Below are 17,113 nucleotides of genomic sequence, written 5' to 3' on the forward strand. Positions count from 1 at the left end.
CCCTTCGGTGACAGGGCGACTGCGGGTGCGTCCATCGCGGGTTCCCGCAGGCCGCGCTGAGGCTGGGGTCACCTTCAGCCCGTCCGGCCCCTTCTTCAGCCCGTCCGGCGGCGGCTCCCAGGCCGTCCGGCGGCGGCTCCCAGGCCGTCGTCCAAGGCCGGCTCCCGGTCCCGTCCGGCGGTAGTTCCCGTCCCGTCTTGAGGGCAGGGAGCCACCCCTCAGCCGGTCCGGCGTTTGAGGACGAGGCCGTCCAGGCCGATCCACGGCGGCTCCGGGGGCGTCATGGTCAGGGGCAGCGGAGACGCGGGCGGGGTTGCCCCCGGGCGGACGGCAAGGGAAACGCGTACGCGCGAAAAAGGCGGCGCGGGGATTGAGCGGGAGCCGATCGTCATACGTATGGTCTGTTGAGGGGCAACGGCACCTGGGTGAGAGGCGGCGAACGGCGATGACTCACGGTATGCGAATGGATACTCACACCTCCTACCCGGGCCGGCGAGGCGACTGGCGGGACACGGCCACCCGCTACGCCCTCCTCCCGCTGCGCGTCTTCCTCGGCGTCACCTTCATCTACGCCGGCCTGGACAAACTCACCGACAGCGCCTTCATGCAGAGCGCCGGCTCCGGCTCGGTCGGCGACATCATGCGCTCCGCGCGGGACTCCTCCGCCATCCCGGCCCTCGTGGACCTCGCCCTGAAGAACCCCGTCGGCTTCGGCTACGCCATCGCCCTGGGCGAACTGGCCGTCGGGATCGGCACCTTGATCGGCCTGCTGGCCCGCCTCGCCGCGCTGGGCGGAGCGCTGATCTCGCTGAGCCTGTGGCTGACGGTCAGTTGGGCCTCCGACCCGTACTACTACGGCAACGACCTCGCCTACCTGATGGCCTGGCTGCCCCTCGTCCTCGCGGGCGCGTCGTACTTCTCCGTGGACGCGGCCCTGCGGGCCCGGCGCGAGCAACGCGCCGGGGGGCTCAGCTAGCCGCGTTCGGTGCGGCGTCTGCGGACGGCGTGGGTGACGGCCGCCACCGCCCCCGCCAGACAGAGGCCGCCCGTGACCACGGGGATGACCACGAACCACGGCGTCTGCCAGGCGCCGCCCGCGTCGCCGGCGTAGATCACGCCCGCGAGGGTGAAGAAGACTCCGGCGACCAGCTTTCCCGGCTGGAACTCATGACGCAGCACGGGCCACCTCCGCCTGTCCGATGCCGACATGCAGGTCGATGTCCACCGTGCCGCCGTCCTTGCCGGCGGGCGACAGCGTCAGTTCCTTGGACTTGCCCGGCTCCACGTCCACGTCCTTCTTGCCTTCGCCGGGCAACTGGATGTCCCCGACGCCCACGTCGATGCTCAGCTTCACGGTCGCGTCCTTGGGGACGACGACCTTGAGCCGGCCGATGCCGACCTCGGCGGTCGTCGTCACCGTCTGACCCTTGCCTAGGTCCAGGTGCGTGAGGTCGAGGGTGCCCACCCCGGTGCCCAGGTCGTAGTTCTCCCGGACGTCGGCCGCCGCCGTGGGGGTCCAGTACGTCCGGACCCACTGCGTGGTGATGTCCTTGGGGAGCGCCGCGGACGCGGCCAGCAGGGCCGCCGTGACCACGGCCAGGAAGATCGACCCCGCGCCGGTGCGCCCCAGGAAGGCGCTGACGGCTATGCCCAGGCCGAACACGATCAGCGCGCAGGCCAGGCCGGTCTGCAGACTGGTGCCGAGCGCCCGGTCGTCCCAGGTGAGGCCCGTGCCCAGACCGCCGGCGACGAGGGCGAGCAGGAACACCCAGCCGCCGATCCAGCGGGGACCGCGCGGCTTCGGCTCGGCCCTTGTGCGCACACGGGGGCGCGCGGTGCCGCGGGCGACGGAGACCGCGGCCGCCACGTCCCGGTCCCCGGTGTCGCTCGGCCCCCACAGATAGCCGGTGCCGCCCACGTGCGACCCGTCCTTGACGATCGGGTCGCGCCACCACGACGGGTAGGACGCGGGCACGGGCGGGGCCTGCGCCTCCGGCGGGGCGTCGGCGACGGCCTGGGCGGCGAGCGGGTCGGGGTCGGGGGCCCCGCGGTGCTGCGACCAGTAGCCCGCGCCGGCCAGCAGGAGGGAGAGGACGACGGAGAAGGCGAGCACGCTGCCGTTCTTCAGCATGGAGAGCAGCACGCCGCAGCCGACCAGGGCGAAGAGCACGGCGGCCAGTGCCTGGCCGTCCACGCGGCCGGTGAGGAGCTTGCGCACCTCGTTCTCGTCATCGTCGTCGTACGGGACGAACAGCCAGACGAAGCCGTAGAAGATCAGACCGATGCCGCCCGTCGCGGAGAGCACGGCGAGCACGACGCGGAAGATCACCGGGTCCATGTCGCACTGGCGGCCCAGACCGGCGCACACCCCGCCCAGCATCTTGTGCCGGCGGTCGCGCCGGAACTTGCGCGGGACCGCGGGCGCGTGCGGCGGCTCGCCCTCGGCGGGTGGCACGGCGTCCCGCGGCCCGGTGCCCGGGGGCGGGGCACCGAGGCCGTCGGGGCCGGGGTCCGGCTCCGACGCCGCGTGCTGCTGATCTGTCATGGGTCCATGGTGACGGGCGGGGAGGGGTGAGGGGAGCCGGGATGACCCTGGCGCAACCCTGATATCCGCCCTGACGGGGGTGGAGGAGGGTGCGTGGCGCCGGTTTTCCGAAGATCAGGGGTGTATCCGGGGCGGACCCTGATGCCCGTGTCCGCCGGGCGTGTGAACATCGGTGGCATGCCGGATGCCGCAGCGACGCCCGTCGACGACCCGCGGCCCCCGCGCAAGCTCTACCGCAGCAGCGACGGACGCTGGCTCGGGGGCGTGGCGCGAGGGCTCGCCGGGCATCTCGGGCTGCCCGTGATCTGGGTGCGGCTCGTGTTCGTCGGACTGTTCATGGCGGACGGGCTGGGAGCGCTGCTGTATGCCGCGTTCTGGTTCTTCGTGCCGCTCGGTGTCGGCGGGGTCGGCTCCGGACGCCCGCCGTCCTTCAGTACCGAGACCTCGCCGGACGGCCGCCGCAGACTCGTGGCCCGCAAGCCGGACCGGGGCCAGATCGTCGCGCTGCTCCTCATGGTCGTCGTGGCCATGATCTTCGTCGGCAATGTGAACCTCGGCGGGGGAGCCAAGGCGTATCTGTGGCCGACGGTCCTCGTCGGCGCGGGCGTCGCCCTGGTCTGGCGGCAGGCGGACAACGCCAGGCGGGCCCGCTGGGTGGAGGTCGGCCGCCGCCGTCGCACGCTCACGCTGCTGCGCTCCGCGGCCGGTGTCCTGCTCGTCACCGCGGGCGTGTCCGGGATATTCGTCCTGCAGGGCTCGGCCGCGCACCTCGGCTCCGTGCTCCAGGCGGCGCTGGCCGTCCTGGTCGGCATAGCGCTCCTCGCCGGCCCGTACCTCGTCCGCATGACGCAGGACCTCTCCGAGGAGCGTCTGATGCGCATCCGCGCCCAGGAGCGCGCCGAGGTGGCCGCCCATGTCCACGACTCCGTGCTGCACACCCTGACCCTGATCCAGCGCAACGCGGACAATGGCAACGAGGTGCGGCGACTGGCCCGCGCCCAGGAGCGCGACCTGCGCGCCTGGCTGTACAAGCCGGAGGGCACCGGGAAGGACGAGGCCGAGGAGCCCGACACCCTCGCGGAGGCGGTGCGCCGCAATGCCGCCGAGGTCGAGGACAAGCACGGCGTTCCCATCGAGGTCGTCATCGTCGGCGACTGCCCGCTCGACGAACGGATCGGCGCACAGATGCAGGCCGCGCGGGAAGCGATGGTGAACGCCGCCAAGTACGGTGGCGAGGGCGGCGCCGTACAGGTCTACGCCGAAGTCGAGGGCAGGACGGTCTTCGTGTCCGTCCGCGACCGCGGTCCTGGCTTCGACCTCGACGCGATACCCGCCGACCGCATGGGCGTCAGAGAATCGATCATCGGCCGCATGGAGCGCAACGGCGGCACGGCGCGACTGCGCGCGGTGCCCGACGGTGGCACGGAGGTCGAGCTGGAGATGGAGAGGGCGGAGAAGACGTCATGAGCGACGCGAACGGGCCTGTGGAGTCCGGCGGTTCTGCTGAGGAGACCCCTTCGGCCTCCGCGTCCCCAGGGGCCGCGGCCGGGGCCGGGCGCCATGTGCGCGTCGTGCTGGTCGACGATCACCGCATGTTCCGTACGGGCGTGCAGGCCGAGATCGGGCAGACCGAGCGCACCGGCGTCGAGGTCGTCGGCGAGGCCGCCGACGTCGACCAGGCGGTCACCGTGATCACCGCCACGCGGCCCGAGGTCGTGCTGCTCGACGTGCATCTGCCGGGCGGCGGCGGTGTCGAAGTGCTGCGCCGTTGCGCCCCGTTGATGGCGGACGCCGAGCAGCCGGTGCGTTTCCTCGCGCTGTCCGTGTCGGACGCAGCGGAGGACGTCATCGGGGTGATCCGCGGCGGCGCCCGGGGGTACGTCACCAAGACGATCACGGGAACCGACCTCGTCGACTCGATCTTCCGGGTGCAGGACGGCGACGCGGTCTTCTCGCCGCGGCTGGCCGGCTTCGTGCTGGACGCGTTCGCGTCGACCGACGCCCCGCCCGTCGACGAGGACCTGGACCGCCTCACCCAGCGCGAGCGCGAGGTGCTGCGCCTCATCGCCCGCGGCTACGCGTACAAGGAGATCGCCAAGCAGCTCTTCATCTCGGTGAAGACGGTCGAGTCCCATGTCTCGGCGGTGCTGAGGAAGCTCCAGCTGTCGAACCGGCACGAGCTGACCCGCTGGGCCACGGCGCGCCGGCTGGTCTGACCGGGCCGAGGCCCAGGACGCCGCGGCGCCCAGCCGAGCGGGCCGGGCGCCCCCGGGTTCACGGCGACCGCCTTGAAGAACGTGTGGTGGAAGGTGCCGTCGTCGGCAGCCGCGCGGCGGAGGTCGCCGCCCCGATTCCAGTCGGCGGGGGTCGTCAGCCCGGCGGCGCGGTGGTGCACGGCGCGGCGGCGGGGCTGCACCTCCTGATCACCTTCGAGGAGGGGGTGGCGGCGTGCGCGGACACCGAACTGGCCGCCGCCCTGGTGTGCGGCGTCAAGGTCCATCCCCTGTCCTGGCACCGCCTGCGTCCCGGCCCGCCCGGTCTGCTCCTCGGCTGTGACGCCTCCCCGGCCACGGCCATCACCGACGGTGCGGCGGCGATCGGCGCCGCGGTGCGGGACATCCGCCGACACCGGCGGCACACGGGCTTCAGGCCACCCGCGTGGCCCCCGCGAACGGCATGGAGTCGACCGGTGCGAGCCGCACCGGCGCCGTGGGATTCGGCGCGTGGATCATCTGGCCGTTGCCCACGTAGATGCCCACGTGGCTGATGCCCGAGTAGAAGAACACGAGGTCGCCGGGGCTGAGTTCGGAGCGGGAGACCCGTTGGCCGGCGTTGATCTGGGTGTACGTCGTGCGGGGCAGCGAGATGCCCGCGGAGCGGTACGCGGCCTGGACGAGGCCGGAGCAGTCGAAGGCGTCGGGGCCGGTGGCGCCCCAGACGTAGGGGCTGCCGAGCTTTCCGTAGGCGTACGACACGGCGGCCGCGGCACGGGAGTTGGGAGCCTTGACCGAGCCGGACGGTGTCACGGGTGTCAGGTCGCGGGCCGAGGAACGCGAGGCGTGTCCGACGCCTCCCGCATCCCCGAGCGCCGCGCGCTGTTCCTCGCTGAGCTGTCCCAGCAGCCGCCGCGCCGAGGCGAGCTTGCCGTTGATGGTCTTCTTGTGCCGCTTCAGCTCGGCCTGCCGCGACGTGAGCGAGGCGACCTCGACGTGCGCGGCGCCGCGCAGCCGTTCGATCTCCCGCAGTTGCTTGCGGACCCGGGACACCGCCGTGGCCTGCCGGCCGCCCGCCCGTTCGGCGAACGCGGCTGCCTCCAGGTACTGGTCGGGATCGTCGGAGAGCGCGAGTTGCAGCGCCGGGTCCAGGCCGCCGCTTCGGTACTGCGCCGCGGCCATCGAACCGAGCGCGTCACGCGCCGAGTTGAGACGGTCCTGCTTGCGCGCCACCTCGTCGCGCAGCTCGTCGAGCCGGCTCTGCGCCTTGTCGGCCTTCTCCTTGGCGCCGTTGTACTTCTCGGTGGCCACCTCGGCCTCCTCGTACAACTTGTCGACCTTGGCCTTCACCTGTGCGGGGGACAGCTGCGGCTCGGCGTGTCCGGTCCCGTCGAAGCCGGTCGCCGTGGCCGCCCCGGCGAGAGCGATGGTGGCTGCCGTGCGGGCCGTGTTTCCGCCGAGCGAGCGCTGTCTGGGCTTGCGGTGCGCTGCCACGAGGTCCCACATCCTTCCGTACGACCGCTCAGGGGATCGCGGTCAAGCGGTGGAGCGTCCGGCGGCGGCCCGCACAGGGGGAACGAGCCGCCGCCGGACCTTCTCGGCGGAGGTGGCCGACGGCCGTCCCTGGCCCGGACGGCGATGGGGAGCCGGTCACCTGGTGGAGGACGCTAAACCTGAGAGTGACGGGTCGGTAACAGCATGTACGGAACTGGCGGGACTGGAGCGCCCGATGACCGGATGCGGCCGTGATCCCCGCCTCCCGTCACCGACTTCACGCGGTGCAATGACCGAAGTGCCGAATCCGGGGCATCCGGCGGTGCTCCGGTGCTAGAGGATGCACGGGGTGGGCCGGTGAGAAGCGGGACAGAGGCGTCCGATTAGGCTCAGGCCTCATGGACGTACTCATCCATCTCTTCGTCGGCCTGCACATCATCGGCATCGCCTCGCTCCTCGGTGGCTTCCTCACCCAGATGAAGGCGATGGGCCGGGGCACCGCCCGCTTCGTCCCCGCGATGCTGCACGGCGCGCTGACCATGCTGGTCACCGGTGTCGTGCTGGTCGGCCTCAACCAGGCCGACGACAACCCGGTCAACAACATCAAGATCGGCGTGAAGCTGGCCCTGCTGATCGTGATCCTGGGGCTGGTCTACGTGAAGCGGGACGACGAGCAGGTGGACAAGCGCCTGTTCGGGCTCGTCGGCCTGCTGACGACCGCCAACATCTTCATCGCCGTCCTCTGGACCTGAGCGCGCGCCGACCTCGGCAGGGCAGATGCCCGACGCGGCGAAGGCCTGAGCGCGGCGGAAGGGCGTCCGCCGTCCGCTCACACCCGCTCGAACGCCGCCGCGGACCGGGCGGCCCCCACCACGGCGGCCAGCCAAGCCGCCACCGAGACCCACAGCAGCGCGTCCCCCCATCCCCTGAGCCAGGGGTAGCCGAACGCGGACGACACGGTCATGGTGGCCACCGCCGTCATCCCCAACGGGAAGACCGTCGACCAGCGTCGTACGTCGTAATGCGGGCGCGGCCAGATCAGCTCCGAGACGACGAGGACGCAGTACCAGGCGACCGCGAGGACGAGCACGGCGACGGTCACGGTGCGCAGGACGCTCTGGTCGTCGTCGTTCCACAGGTACGTGTCCACGTGGTGCGCCGCGACGAGCTTGGCCCCGGCCAGCGCCGAGATGGCGAGCGCGCCGCCCGCCACCCACTGGTCCCCGGCCCCCCGCGCCACCTCGCGGATGTCGAAGTGCGCGTACGCCGCCCCGTACAGCACGAGTCCGAGCCAGAACAGCACCAGCGCGGTGTGCGCGAGCCATGCCGGGCCGACGGCCGCGGCGAGCGTGGCGGCCAGTACCGCGAGCCCCTGTGTGGCCACGCACACGAGGAACACGCCTCCCGGCATCCGGTGCTTCCAGTGCCGTACGACGCACCACAGCAGCACGGGCCAGAGCACGGCCGACAGGGCGAGCAGGGCCTCGGCGGCGAGCTGCCGGCCCAGGGCGGACAGGCGCGTCCCGAGCACGGTGGTGGCCGCGACGGCGGTGAGCCCGGCCGGCGTGTACGCCTCTCCCACCCAGCGTGTCCGTTCCCGCAGCAGCCGCAGGACGAAGTCCGCGGCGAGCCCGACCCAGGCCACGCAGGCCAGGACCAGCGCGATACGGGACAGCGTCTCGTGGTCGGCCATGTGCAGCCCGACCGAGACGATGCCCGTGGCCATCACGGCGGCACCGGCGGCGGGCGGGTGCTCCGCCCACCAGGCGCGGAGCTGGGAGAAGGCTGGCATGCGGACGATGCTATGGACCGACGGGCGAGTTGCCCGTGGGGCACGCGCGCGAGGTGCCCGATATGCCCCCCGCGCGCGTGGCCGCCACGAAGCGCCGTCCGCGGGACGGCCTACGCCGGGCGCACCACGCTGTGGATCGCCGACGTGCCGTCGTAGTAGATCGACTCCTCGCGCACGTACGCGCCCGGCTTCGGCGCGTGGATCATCATGCCGTTGCCGATGTAGAGGCCGACGTGGCTGATGTCGTCGTAGAAGAACACCAGGTCACCCGGCTGCGCGTCGGAGAGGGAGACGGTCGTGCCCGCGTTCACCTGGTCGTAGGTGACGCGCGGGAGCGAGACCCCGGCGGCCTTCCAGGCGGCCTGCGTGAGGCCCGAGCAGTCGTACGAGTCCGGTCCGGTGGCGCCCCACACGTACGGCTTGCCGATCTGGGCGCGGGCGAAGGCGACCGCCGTGTCCGCCTTCGTCGTGGACGACGAGCCCGTGGTCGTCGAGCCGGTGGTCGTCGAGCCGGTGGAACCCGTCGAGCCGGTGCTGGTGTCGCCGGACGACGACTCCTGCGCGGCGGCCTGCTTCGCGGCCTCGGCGGCGGCCTGCTGCTTCGCCAGTTCCGCCGCCTTGCGCGCCGCCTCCTCCTGCTTCTTCTTCTCGATCGCGGCGAGCCGGGCCTTCTCCTCAGCGGTCAGCTTCGAGAGCAGGTCGCGCGCCTCGGCGAGCTTCCTCTGGACGTCGGCCTTGGACTTCTTGAGCGCGTCCTGCGAGGAGGACAGCGTCTCCAGGCTCTCGGCGGCCTCCGTGCGCTTCTTCGTGGTGGCGGCCTGCTCGGTGACGTAGTCGTCGACGGCCGCCTTCTGGCGGGTCGTCAGACGGTTCATCAGCTGGGTCTGGTCGAAGTAGTCCTGCGGGTCGTCGGCGAGCAGGAGGGTCGCGGTGTCGGGAGCGGCGGCCCCGGTGCGGTACTGCGCGGCCGCGAACGAGCCCAGTTCCTCACGCGCGGAGTTGAGCTTCTCGGTGCGCTTGGCGACGTCGTCGCGCAGGGTGTCGACGCGCTCCTGCTGCTTGGCCGTCTTCTCCCTGGTCGCGTTGTACTTCTCGGTGGCCGTCTCGGCCTGGTGGTAGAGGTCGTTGACCTTCTTCTCGACTTCTTCGAGGCTCGGCCTGGGCTCGGCGGAGGGGGACGCGTTCGCCGTCTGGGAGAGCAGGGCCACGGAGGTGAGGGCGGCCGTGGCGAGGGCGGGGGTACGTATGCCTGCCATACGCGAACCCGCGGGACGCCATTTGCGGTGCGACGCCAAGAGAGGCGACTCCTTCCGTCATCCGCCTACCGAGTTAGCTGTCGGGTTCGGGCGGGTGGATCCGGAAGGTTTGCCCTACGGTCCTTGCCCCACAGGGCAGTTGGACCGATTCACCCCAAGGTCGGTGGGTCCCCGGTTCCGGCCGCCGCGAGGGCAGGCCGAATTCGGCGGAGGCCGCACGGCCCGGCGACGTTCGCCGGTGGGGGTCGAGCGGCCTGTGCGGCACGCTAGCCAATTCGTGTGGCTGCTGTGAAGGTTGATGTGCGATATGCCCGATACATTTTCGTGACCTTGGCCATGAGAAGCGTCACTCTCACCGATCGTGGCCCGGAGGCTCTGGAGGGTGACGGAGGCCAAGGGGTCCCGGCGGAGGTACGAAGTGCGCCGCGGGGGCTTCGAGGGTGATGCGGGTCACGGCGGAGACTGCGGAGAGGGACCTTCGGGGCCGGGGCCGGGGCCGGAGCTTGGGCAGGGCGCGGGGCTCGCGGGGTCCAGGGGCGGTGCACGGGGCTCACGGAGCCGCGCGGGCGGCGTGTGGCACTCAGGGTTCGCGCGGGCGGCGTGTGGCACTCACGGGGCCGGGCGGGCTGGGGATGAGGCCGGCGGGCCCGGGAGCGGACCGGGGAGGGGCCGGGCTCGTGTTAGGCCGGCCAGGGAAGATCATCGGCTTCGACGGGCCACCGCGGAGACGGACGGGCACCCCGATCGGGGCGGACTTTCCGGGGCGGCGGCCTGTTGTCGGTGGGGCGGCCTAGACTCGGAGAGCGATGAGCAGCCTCTTTGACGACAGCTTCCTGGCGGACCTCAAGCCCTCCGGGGCCCACGAGGAAGAGCCCCCGCCGCCGCCCGAGGACGAGGCGCCGGAGCCGATTCCGGACGACCTGTTCGGCGGCCGCTTCGACCTGCCCCCGGCCCGGGACGCGTACTACCGCGACGGGGCGCACCGCCCTGCCCTGGACCCGGCGACGCTGCTCGACGGACTGAACGAGAACCAGCGCGCCGCCGTCGTCCACTCCGGCTCCCCGCTGCTCATCGTGGCCGGCGCGGGCTCGGGCAAGACCCGCGTGCTCACCCACCGGATCGCCCATCTGCTGGCCGAGCGGCACGTCCACCCCGGCCAGATCCTCGCGATCACCTTCACGAACAAGGCCGCGGGCGAGATGAAGGAGCGCGTCGAGCAGCTCGTCGGCCCGCGCGCCAACGCGATGTGGGTGATGACCTTCCACAGCGCCTGCGTCCGCATCCTGCGCCGCGAGAGCAAGAAGCTCGGCTTCACGTCTTCCTTCTCGATCTACGACGCCGCCGACAGCAAGCGTCTGATGGCCCTGGTCTGCCGCGACCTGGACCTCGACCCCAAGCGCTTCCCGCCGAAGTCCTTCAGCGCCAAGATCTCGAACCTGAAGAACGAGCTGATCGACGAGGAGGACTTCGCGAACCAGGCCGCCGACGGCTTCGAGAAGACCCTCGCCCAGGCCTATGCGCTCTACCAGTCGCGCCTCCGCGAGGCCAACGCGCTCGACTTCGACGACCTGATCATGACGACGGTCAATCTGCTGCGCGCCTTCCCGGACGTCGCCGAGCACTACCGCCGCCGCTTCCGCCACGTCATGGTCGACGAGTACCAGGACACCAACCACGCGCAGTACGCCCTGGTCAAGGAGCTGGTGGGGCCGGCCGACAGCGACCCCGGCGAGCTGTGCGTCGTGGGTGACGCCGACCAGTCGATCTACGCCTTCCGCGGCGCGACCATCCGCAACATCCTCCAGTTCGAGGAGGACTACACGGACGCGACGACGATCCTGCTCGAACAGAACTACCGCTCCACCCAGACGATCCTCACCGCGGCCAACGCGGTCATCGAGCGCAACGAATCACGGCGCCCGAAGAATCTGTGGACCAACGCGGGCGCCGGTTCCAACATCACCGGCTACGTGGCCGACACGGAACACGACGAGGCCCAGTTCGTCGCCGACGAGATAGACCGTCTCACCGACGCGGGCGAGGCCAAGGCGGGCGACGTCGCCGTCTTCTACCGCACCAACGCGCAGTCCCGTGTCTTCGAAGAGGTCTTCATCCGAGTCGGCCTGCCCTACAAGGTCGTCGGCGGCGTCCGCTTCTACGAGCGCAAGGAGGTCCGGGACGTCCTCGCGTACCTCAGGGTGCTGTCCAACCCCGAGGACTCGGTCCCGCTGCGCCGCATCCTGAACGTTCCCAAGCGCGGCATCGGTGAGCGCGCCGAAGCGATGATCGACGCGCTGTCGCAGCGCGAGAAGATCAGCTTCCCGCAGGCGCTGCGCCGCGTGGACGAGGCGTACGGCATGGCGGCCCGCTCGACGAACGCGGTCAAGCGGTTCAACACGCTGATGGAGGACCTCAGGACGATCGTCGAGTCGGGCGCCGGTCCGGCCACCGTCCTGGAGGCGGTCCTCGAACGCACCGGCTACCTCGCCGAGTTGCAGGCCTCGACCGACCCGCAGGACGAGACCCGGATCGAGAACCTCCAGGAACTCGCCGCCGTGGCCCTGGAGTTCGAGCAGGAGTCCGGCGAGGGCGAGGCGGCGGGAGGCCTCTCCGAGTTCCTGGAGCGGGTCGCGCTCGTCGCCGACTCCGACCAGATCCCGGACGAGGAGGACGGCAACGGCGTCATCACCCTGATGACCCTGCACACCGCCAAGGGCCTCGAATTCCCCGTGGTCTTCCTGACCGGCATGGAGGACGGCGTGTTCCCGCACATGCGCGCGCTGGGACAGGTCAAGGAGCTGGAGGAGGAGCGGCGCCTGGCCTACGTCGGCATCACGCGCGCGCGGGAACGGCTCTACCTCACGCGGTCGTCGATGCGCAGCGCATGGGGCCAGCCCTCGTACAACCCGCCGTCCCGGTTCCTGGAGGAGATCCCGGCCACCCATCTGGACTGGAAGCGCACCGGGGCGACGGCTCCCGTGTCCTCCGGTCCGGCGTCGGGGATCGCCGCCTCGCTGTCGTCCTCGCGTTCGCGGTCCGCGGCCTCGGGGGCGTCCGGGTTCGCGACGCGGCGTGGGATCTCGGAGAAGCCGGTGGTCTCGCTGGCCGTCGGGGACCGGGTCACGCACGACCAGTTCGGCCTCGGCACCGTCGTCGGTGTGAAGGGGACGGGCGCGAACGCCGAGGCGACGGTCGACTTCGGCGAGGCGAAGCCGAAGCGGCTGCTGCTGCGGTACGCGCCGGTGGAGAAGCTGTAGCCCGGAGCCCGAGGGGCCTGTCGCTCGACAGGCCCGCGGGCCCGGTCCGCCCGCGGGACGCCTGAGAGGGAGAGCGCCCACGCCGGCGTACGGCTTCGCGGCGTCGTCGGCCGTGTCTCGGGGAAGCGGGCCCGGGCCCGAAGAGAGCGAGGGTCGGCCCGGGGCAAGGGTGTTGTGGAGCCGGGACAGCGGCGTGGGCCCGGAGTCGTTACGTCGGGTCGAGTCCGTGGCTGCGCAGCCACGGCAGCGGGTCGATCGCCGAACCGCCGGCCGGCCGGACCTCGAAGTGCAGGTGCGGGCCGGTCGAGTTGCCGGAGTTACCGGAGAAGGCGATCTGGTCGCCGGCCTTCACCGCGGTGCCGGAAGCGACCTTGTACGTGGAGAGGTGGCAGTACCACGTCTCCGTGCCGTCCTTCGCGGTGACGATCATCATGTTCCCGTACGCGCTGTTCCACTGCGTGCGGACCGTTCCGTCGGTCGCGGCCATCACGGGCGTGCCGTAGGAGACCGGGAAGTCGATGCCCGTGTGCACGGACATCCAGTTGATGCCCGCCTGGCCGAAGTAGGCGCTGAGGCCCTTGTGCGCCACCGGGATCGCGAACTTGGGACGCAGCCGCTCCTTGCGGGCCGCTTCCTCCGCCGCCTTCTTCTTGTCGGCCGCCTGCTGGGCCTTGAGGTCGATACGTTCCTGCGTGCGGCTGGCCCGGTCGGCGAAGTCGTCCGCGCCCGCGGACAGGCTCTGGAGCTGGGTGTCCAGCTTGTTGTTGGCGGTGGACGGCTTCACGGCCGTGGGGTCCGGGGCGCTCGCCGTGGTGTCCTTGACGTCGTCCCCGCCGAGGTTGCCCACGGAGGCGGCGGCGATGCCGGCGACGCCCATCACGCAGGCCGAGGGAACGGCGACGGTCAGCAGAGCGGAACGTTTCGCGGGGCTGCGGCGACGGGAGCGGGAGCCCGAGCGCGACGCGGCACGGGGGGCCGGGACGACCTCCTCCATGTCGTCGAGCAGCGGCGCCTCGTAGTCGCCGCCGTCCTCGGCCGGCGCGTCCACGTCGTCGGTGAAGGACTCGAACTCGTCGTCCGCTTCGACGTGTTGGTCGTACGAGACGTGCTCGAAGGTGGCGGTCGCCTGCTGGTCGAAGGGCACGGACGCGTGCGCCTCGGGCTGCTCGTACGGCTCGGTGTGGCCGTGCGGCTGCTCGTACGACTCCTGCTGGGCGAGCTGCTGCTCGTAGGCGTCCTGCTGCGGATACTCGTACGCCTCGTACGGGTCGTGGCCGCCGGCGGTGTTCCACTGCGTGGCGTCGTACGCACCCGTTTCCTGGGCCGACGCGCTCCACTGCTGGGAGTGGTCGACCGACGGGTCCGGCTGGAGCCAGGCACCCGCGTCCCACTGGCCCGACGCCTCCGGGCTCGGGTGCTGCGCGGGGATGTCGGCGAGCTGCTGGTAGCCGGACGCCCATGCCGTCGTCTCGTAGCTGCCTGTGTCGTAGGCCGCCTGGTGCTGCACCGCGTACGGGTCGTAGTTCAGCGTCTGGTGGCTGCCGGTGCTCCACTGCGTGGCGTCGTAGGACCCCGTGCCCTGGCCCGACATGTCCCCGAAGAGGGGGTCGGTCTCAAAGGTCGCGGTCGCATAGGAACCGGTCGCGCCGACACCCGCGTCATAACCGTTGGCGGCGTAGGCGTCGTACGTGGTGAAGTCGCCGTACTGGGCTTCCTGCGCGCCGTACGACGCGTCGAGCGCCGGGGCGGCATCGGAGGCCGGAGTCGGGGGAATCACGGTCCCCGACGGGTGACGGTCGTTCACCAACTTCTCTTTCGCCTCGACAACAGGGGCTGGCAGAGCAGTGCGGCGACTGTACCCGGCGGTACGCGGGCGCGACAATCTTCGTCAGGTTTCCCGCTCTCGGGAAACGGGCATTCGGCCGTGTTTCGGGGGAGTGTGGGCACGACCTTGGCCTGGTGTTCGATCAATGTTCGAATCGCCAGGGGTGTCATGGGGCTGTCCGACGGGTGCCGTGGAGCCCTTCCGCGGGTGCCGGCGACCGTGAAGTGAGGGCGACGAGCGCGTCGAACAGCCGTCGCGCTGACGGCCGTCGGCGGCCACGTGAGCACCCACCGCCGCGCGACCGCCGGCCGTCGTCACGCGACCGTCAGGCCTCCCGTCCGGGTGGCCGTCCGGATGTCGGCCTCCTGCATGTCGAGCGCCTGCCGTATGCCGGTCGCCACGGCCGGGTGCACCGGCAGGGCGAGATGGCCGACGCCGCTCACGCGGACGTTGTGCGCGAGCAGGTCGGGGTGGTCGACGCAGGCCGACTCCAGCGGGTCCATCAGATGGTCCAGATCGCTCCAGAAGCTGACGAACTGGGTCCGGCAGCCCGGTGCGGGCATGGCCAGTTCCTCGATCACCTCGGAGCCGGGGCGCATCTGACGCACGATCGGGTGCGCGTTCATCAGCGGGGCGACCCGGGTGCCCGAGTGCGGGGTGCCGAGCGTGACGAGGGTGCGGACGTGGGCGTCGCCGCCGAGGCACTGCGCGTAGTACCGCGCGATCAGGCCGCCGAGGCTGTGCCCGACGATGTCCACCCGCGGATGGCCCGTGCGCTCGCAGATCTCCTCGATGTGCCGGCCGAGCAGTCCCGCGGCGGTGCGGATGTCGCACGTCAGTGGCGAGTAGTTGAGGGACTCCACATGCTGGCCGCCGTGCTGGGCGAGATTGCGGCGCAGCAGGACGAAGACGGAGCGGTTGTCGATGAAGCCGTGCAGCAGGACGACCGGGGGCTTGGCCTCGGTAGGGAGCTGTGCCGTGTCGGGTGAGGGCAGCGCGGGAACGGAGCGGCGCTCCTGGACGATGCCGGAGGGGTAGAGGAGGAGGTGACCGGCGAGGATCGCGATCTCCAGAGCCGTCGCTTTCAGGAGGCTCACTGAAAGTCCGGCCAGTCTGCTCGGAAACAGCAGCTGACAGAGGGGGAGAAAGGGCGTCGCTGCCCTGGTGACCTTCATGGCCGACCTCCAGTCGGCACGCGGCAGGACCGCTCTGTCCCCCGTGTGCCCTCATGGAGAGCCGTGGTGGCGGCGGTGACCGACGGCGCGTGCGCGGTGCACCGTGCACCGTGACGCTACGTGGCGCCCTGCCGGGGGAAGTGATTGGACTCCTCGCCGTGGGTGCGACCCTGCGGCGGTGTCGTGGAGCCGTCCTCGTCGTCCCGTGGTTCTCGTACCGGCCTGGCTCCTTGCTGTCGGACCGTCTTCGGTGCCCTCATCGCCACGGTGTCCCGCTGACGCCGTGGAGGCGAGGCCACCTGTGCGGCTCTCCTGTGCGCAGAGCTCCGGCCGAGGCCTGTGTGCCGCACATCCGTGCGGCGCCGGTGCCGCCGGATTCGGAGCGATGCGCGGCGAACTTGTCCCAGTGTGTGATTTCCCCCTCGGTCTCCACCGCGAAACTGCCGGGTGCGGGATGCTGGCGATAACGTTCGTTCACTTACCCGGCCGTAGGCCCCGGGGCGCCCGGGCTGCGAGGCACATCCGGTGTGGTGAGCGACGGATTCTGCGATATGTGTGAATAGTCAGTAGTCGGTGGCCATGTGTCGGCAGTCACAATTGGTGTCGGTGCAGGTTGATGTAGTCGGTTCATGGAGGCAGTGATGGGTGTGGCAGCCGGTCCGATCCGCGTGGTCGTGGCAAAGCCGGGGCTCGACGGCCACGATCGCGGGGCCAAGGTGATCGCGCGGGCGCTGCGCGACGCCGGCATGGAGGTCATCTACACCGGGCTCCATCAGACCCCTGAGCAGATCGTGGACACCGCGATCCAGGAGGACGCCGACGCGATCGGCCTCTCCATCCTCTCCGGTGCCCACAACACGCTCTTCGCGGCCGTGATCGAGCTCCTGAGGCAGCGCGACGCGGAGGACATCAAGGTCTTCGGCGGCGGCATCATCCCCGAGGCGGACATCGCCCCTCTCAAGGAGAAGGGCGTCGCGGAGATCTTCACCCCCGGTGCGACGACCGCGTCGATCGTGGAGTGGGTGCGGGCCAACGTGAGGCAGCCGGCGGAGGCGTGACGCTCCGCGGTCGTCCTTGTCCGGGATGCGGCTCGGGTCCGTCTGCGCTTGCTCGCGGCGTCGGGCGGTCTGTCGGGCGGCCGGCCGGGGTGTGACGCTCGGTGGTCGCCCTCGGGCGGATTGAGCCTGCGGGCGCCGGGGCGCCGGGGCGCTGGGGCGCTGGGGTGGTCGGCTTACGTGTGATGTCCTGTGACGTCTGCGGTCGGGTGGGCCTTGAGCCTGGCCGGAGTGCCGGAGTGCCGGAGTGCCGGAGTGCCGGAGTGCCGGAGTGCCGGAGTGCGCGTGTCCGAGTGCCCGTGCCCGAGTGCCGGGGCCCCGGGGTGGTCGGCTGAGGTGCGAGCCCTGTGACGCCCACCGTCGGGCAGGCCGTGCGGCGCCCCGGCCCTGGGTTTCGGAACAACCGGCGGGAGTCCGGCGCCGTGTGGTCCAGCGCGGTGAGACGGACCGTGGCGTTCGCCCGAGCCGCCGGACCGACCGCGGTGCAGCCTGTCCGGCTTA

Annotated in this window: 13 protein-coding genes, 1 pseudogene and 1 riboswitch; of the genes and pseudogenes, 7 read left to right on the top strand and 7 right to left on the bottom strand. The window is 71.4% G+C overall.

What is annotated here, in order from left to right:
• Window positions 1-445: 445 nt before the first annotated feature.
• Window positions 446-976 (top strand): DoxX family protein, encoded by a 531-nt coding sequence (locus H305_RS0140460; RefSeq protein WP_028805482.1) that lies wholly within the window; start codon window positions 446-448, stop codon window positions 974-976.
• On the opposite strand, the gene H305_RS0140465 is transcribed toward H305_RS0140460, so the two are convergent.
• Window positions 973-1,179: a hypothetical protein gene (locus H305_RS0140465; RefSeq protein WP_028805483.1), complete on the bottom strand. Its 207-nt coding sequence runs from the start codon at window positions 1,177-1,179 to the stop codon at window positions 973-975. The genes H305_RS0140460 and H305_RS0140465 overlap by 4 nt on opposite strands.
• Complete coding sequence (locus H305_RS0140470) at window positions 1,166-2,545, bottom strand: PspC domain-containing protein (RefSeq protein ID WP_028805484.1); 1,380 nt, start codon at window positions 2,543-2,545, stop codon at window positions 1,166-1,168. Before H305_RS0140470 ends, H305_RS0140465 begins: the two co-directional genes overlap by 14 nt.
• Window positions 2,546-2,686: 141 nt before the next feature.
• Between H305_RS0140470 and H305_RS0140475 the strand changes: the two genes are divergently transcribed.
• The 3 genes and pseudogenes from H305_RS0140475 to H305_RS55455 form a co-directional block, all read left to right on the top strand.
• Entirely contained in the window at window positions 2,687-4,012 is a 1,326-nt protein-coding gene (locus tag H305_RS0140475) for an ATP-binding protein (RefSeq protein WP_028805485.1), read from the top strand.
• On the top strand, window positions 4,009-4,761 hold the full coding sequence (locus H305_RS0140480; RefSeq protein ID WP_028805486.1) for a LuxR C-terminal-related transcriptional regulator: 753 nt from the start codon (window positions 4,009-4,011) through the stop codon (window positions 4,759-4,761). Before H305_RS0140475 ends, H305_RS0140480 begins: the two co-directional genes overlap by 4 nt.
• Window positions 4,762-4,928: 167 nt before the next feature.
• Window positions 4,929-5,165 (top strand): annotated as a pseudogene (locus H305_RS55455) (PLP-dependent aminotransferase family protein); the annotation flags it as partial.
• Between the two features lie 25 nt (window positions 5,166-5,190).
• On the opposite strand, the gene H305_RS0140485 reads toward H305_RS55455, so the two are convergent.
• Window positions 5,191-6,252, bottom strand: coding sequence for a C40 family peptidase (locus H305_RS0140485; RefSeq protein ID WP_028805487.1), 1,062 nt, complete (start codon window positions 6,250-6,252; stop codon window positions 5,191-5,193).
• Window positions 6,253-6,650: 398 nt separating this feature from the next.
• On the opposite strand from H305_RS0140485, the gene H305_RS0140490 reads away from it, so the two are divergent.
• Window positions 6,651-7,004, top strand: coding sequence for a hypothetical protein (locus H305_RS0140490; protein WP_028805488.1), 354 nt, complete (start codon window positions 6,651-6,653; stop codon window positions 7,002-7,004).
• Between the two features lie 77 nt (window positions 7,005-7,081).
• On the opposite strand, the gene H305_RS0140495 is transcribed toward H305_RS0140490, so the two are convergent.
• Both H305_RS0140495 and H305_RS0140500 read right to left on the bottom strand, forming a co-directional pair.
• Entirely contained in the window at window positions 7,082-8,044 is a 963-nt protein-coding gene (locus tag H305_RS0140495; RefSeq protein WP_028805489.1) for a tellurite resistance/C4-dicarboxylate transporter family protein, read from the bottom strand.
• 110 nt (window positions 8,045-8,154) lie between these two features.
• Window positions 8,155-9,339, bottom strand: coding sequence for a C40 family peptidase (locus tag H305_RS0140500; protein ID WP_028805490.1), 1,185 nt, complete (start codon window positions 9,337-9,339; stop codon window positions 8,155-8,157).
• Window positions 9,340-9,346: 7 nt separating this feature from the next.
• Window positions 9,347-9,519, bottom strand: a riboswitch (cyclic di-AMP (ydaO/yuaA leader).
• Between the two features lie 587 nt (window positions 9,520-10,106).
• On the opposite strand from H305_RS0140500, the gene pcrA reads away from it, so the two are divergent.
• Window positions 10,107-12,557: a DNA helicase PcrA gene (gene pcrA, locus H305_RS0140505; protein ID WP_028805491.1), complete on the top strand. Its 2,451-nt coding sequence runs from the start codon at window positions 10,107-10,109 to the stop codon at window positions 12,555-12,557.
• Between the two features lie 208 nt (window positions 12,558-12,765).
• On the opposite strand, the gene H305_RS0140510 is transcribed toward pcrA, so the two are convergent.
• Window positions 12,766-14,361, bottom strand: coding sequence for a M23 family metallopeptidase (locus H305_RS0140510; RefSeq protein ID WP_028805492.1), 1,596 nt, complete (start codon window positions 14,359-14,361; stop codon window positions 12,766-12,768).
• 335 nt (window positions 14,362-14,696) lie between these two features.
• Window positions 14,697-15,557: an esterase/lipase family protein gene (locus H305_RS0140515; protein WP_028805493.1), complete on the bottom strand. Its 861-nt coding sequence runs from the start codon at window positions 15,555-15,557 to the stop codon at window positions 14,697-14,699.
• Between the two features lie 641 nt (window positions 15,558-16,198).
• Between H305_RS0140515 and H305_RS0140520 the strand changes: the two genes are divergently transcribed.
• Entirely contained in the window at window positions 16,199-16,615 is a 417-nt protein-coding gene (locus H305_RS0140520; RefSeq protein WP_028805494.1) for a cobalamin B12-binding domain-containing protein, read from the top strand.
• Window positions 16,616-17,113 lie beyond the last annotated feature (498 nt).

Origin of the sequence: Streptomyces sp. 142MFCol3.1, from assembly GCF_000424945.1 — a bacterium.
Taxonomy (GTDB): Bacteria; Actinomycetota; Actinomycetes; order Streptomycetales; family Streptomycetaceae; genus Streptomyces; species Streptomyces siamensis.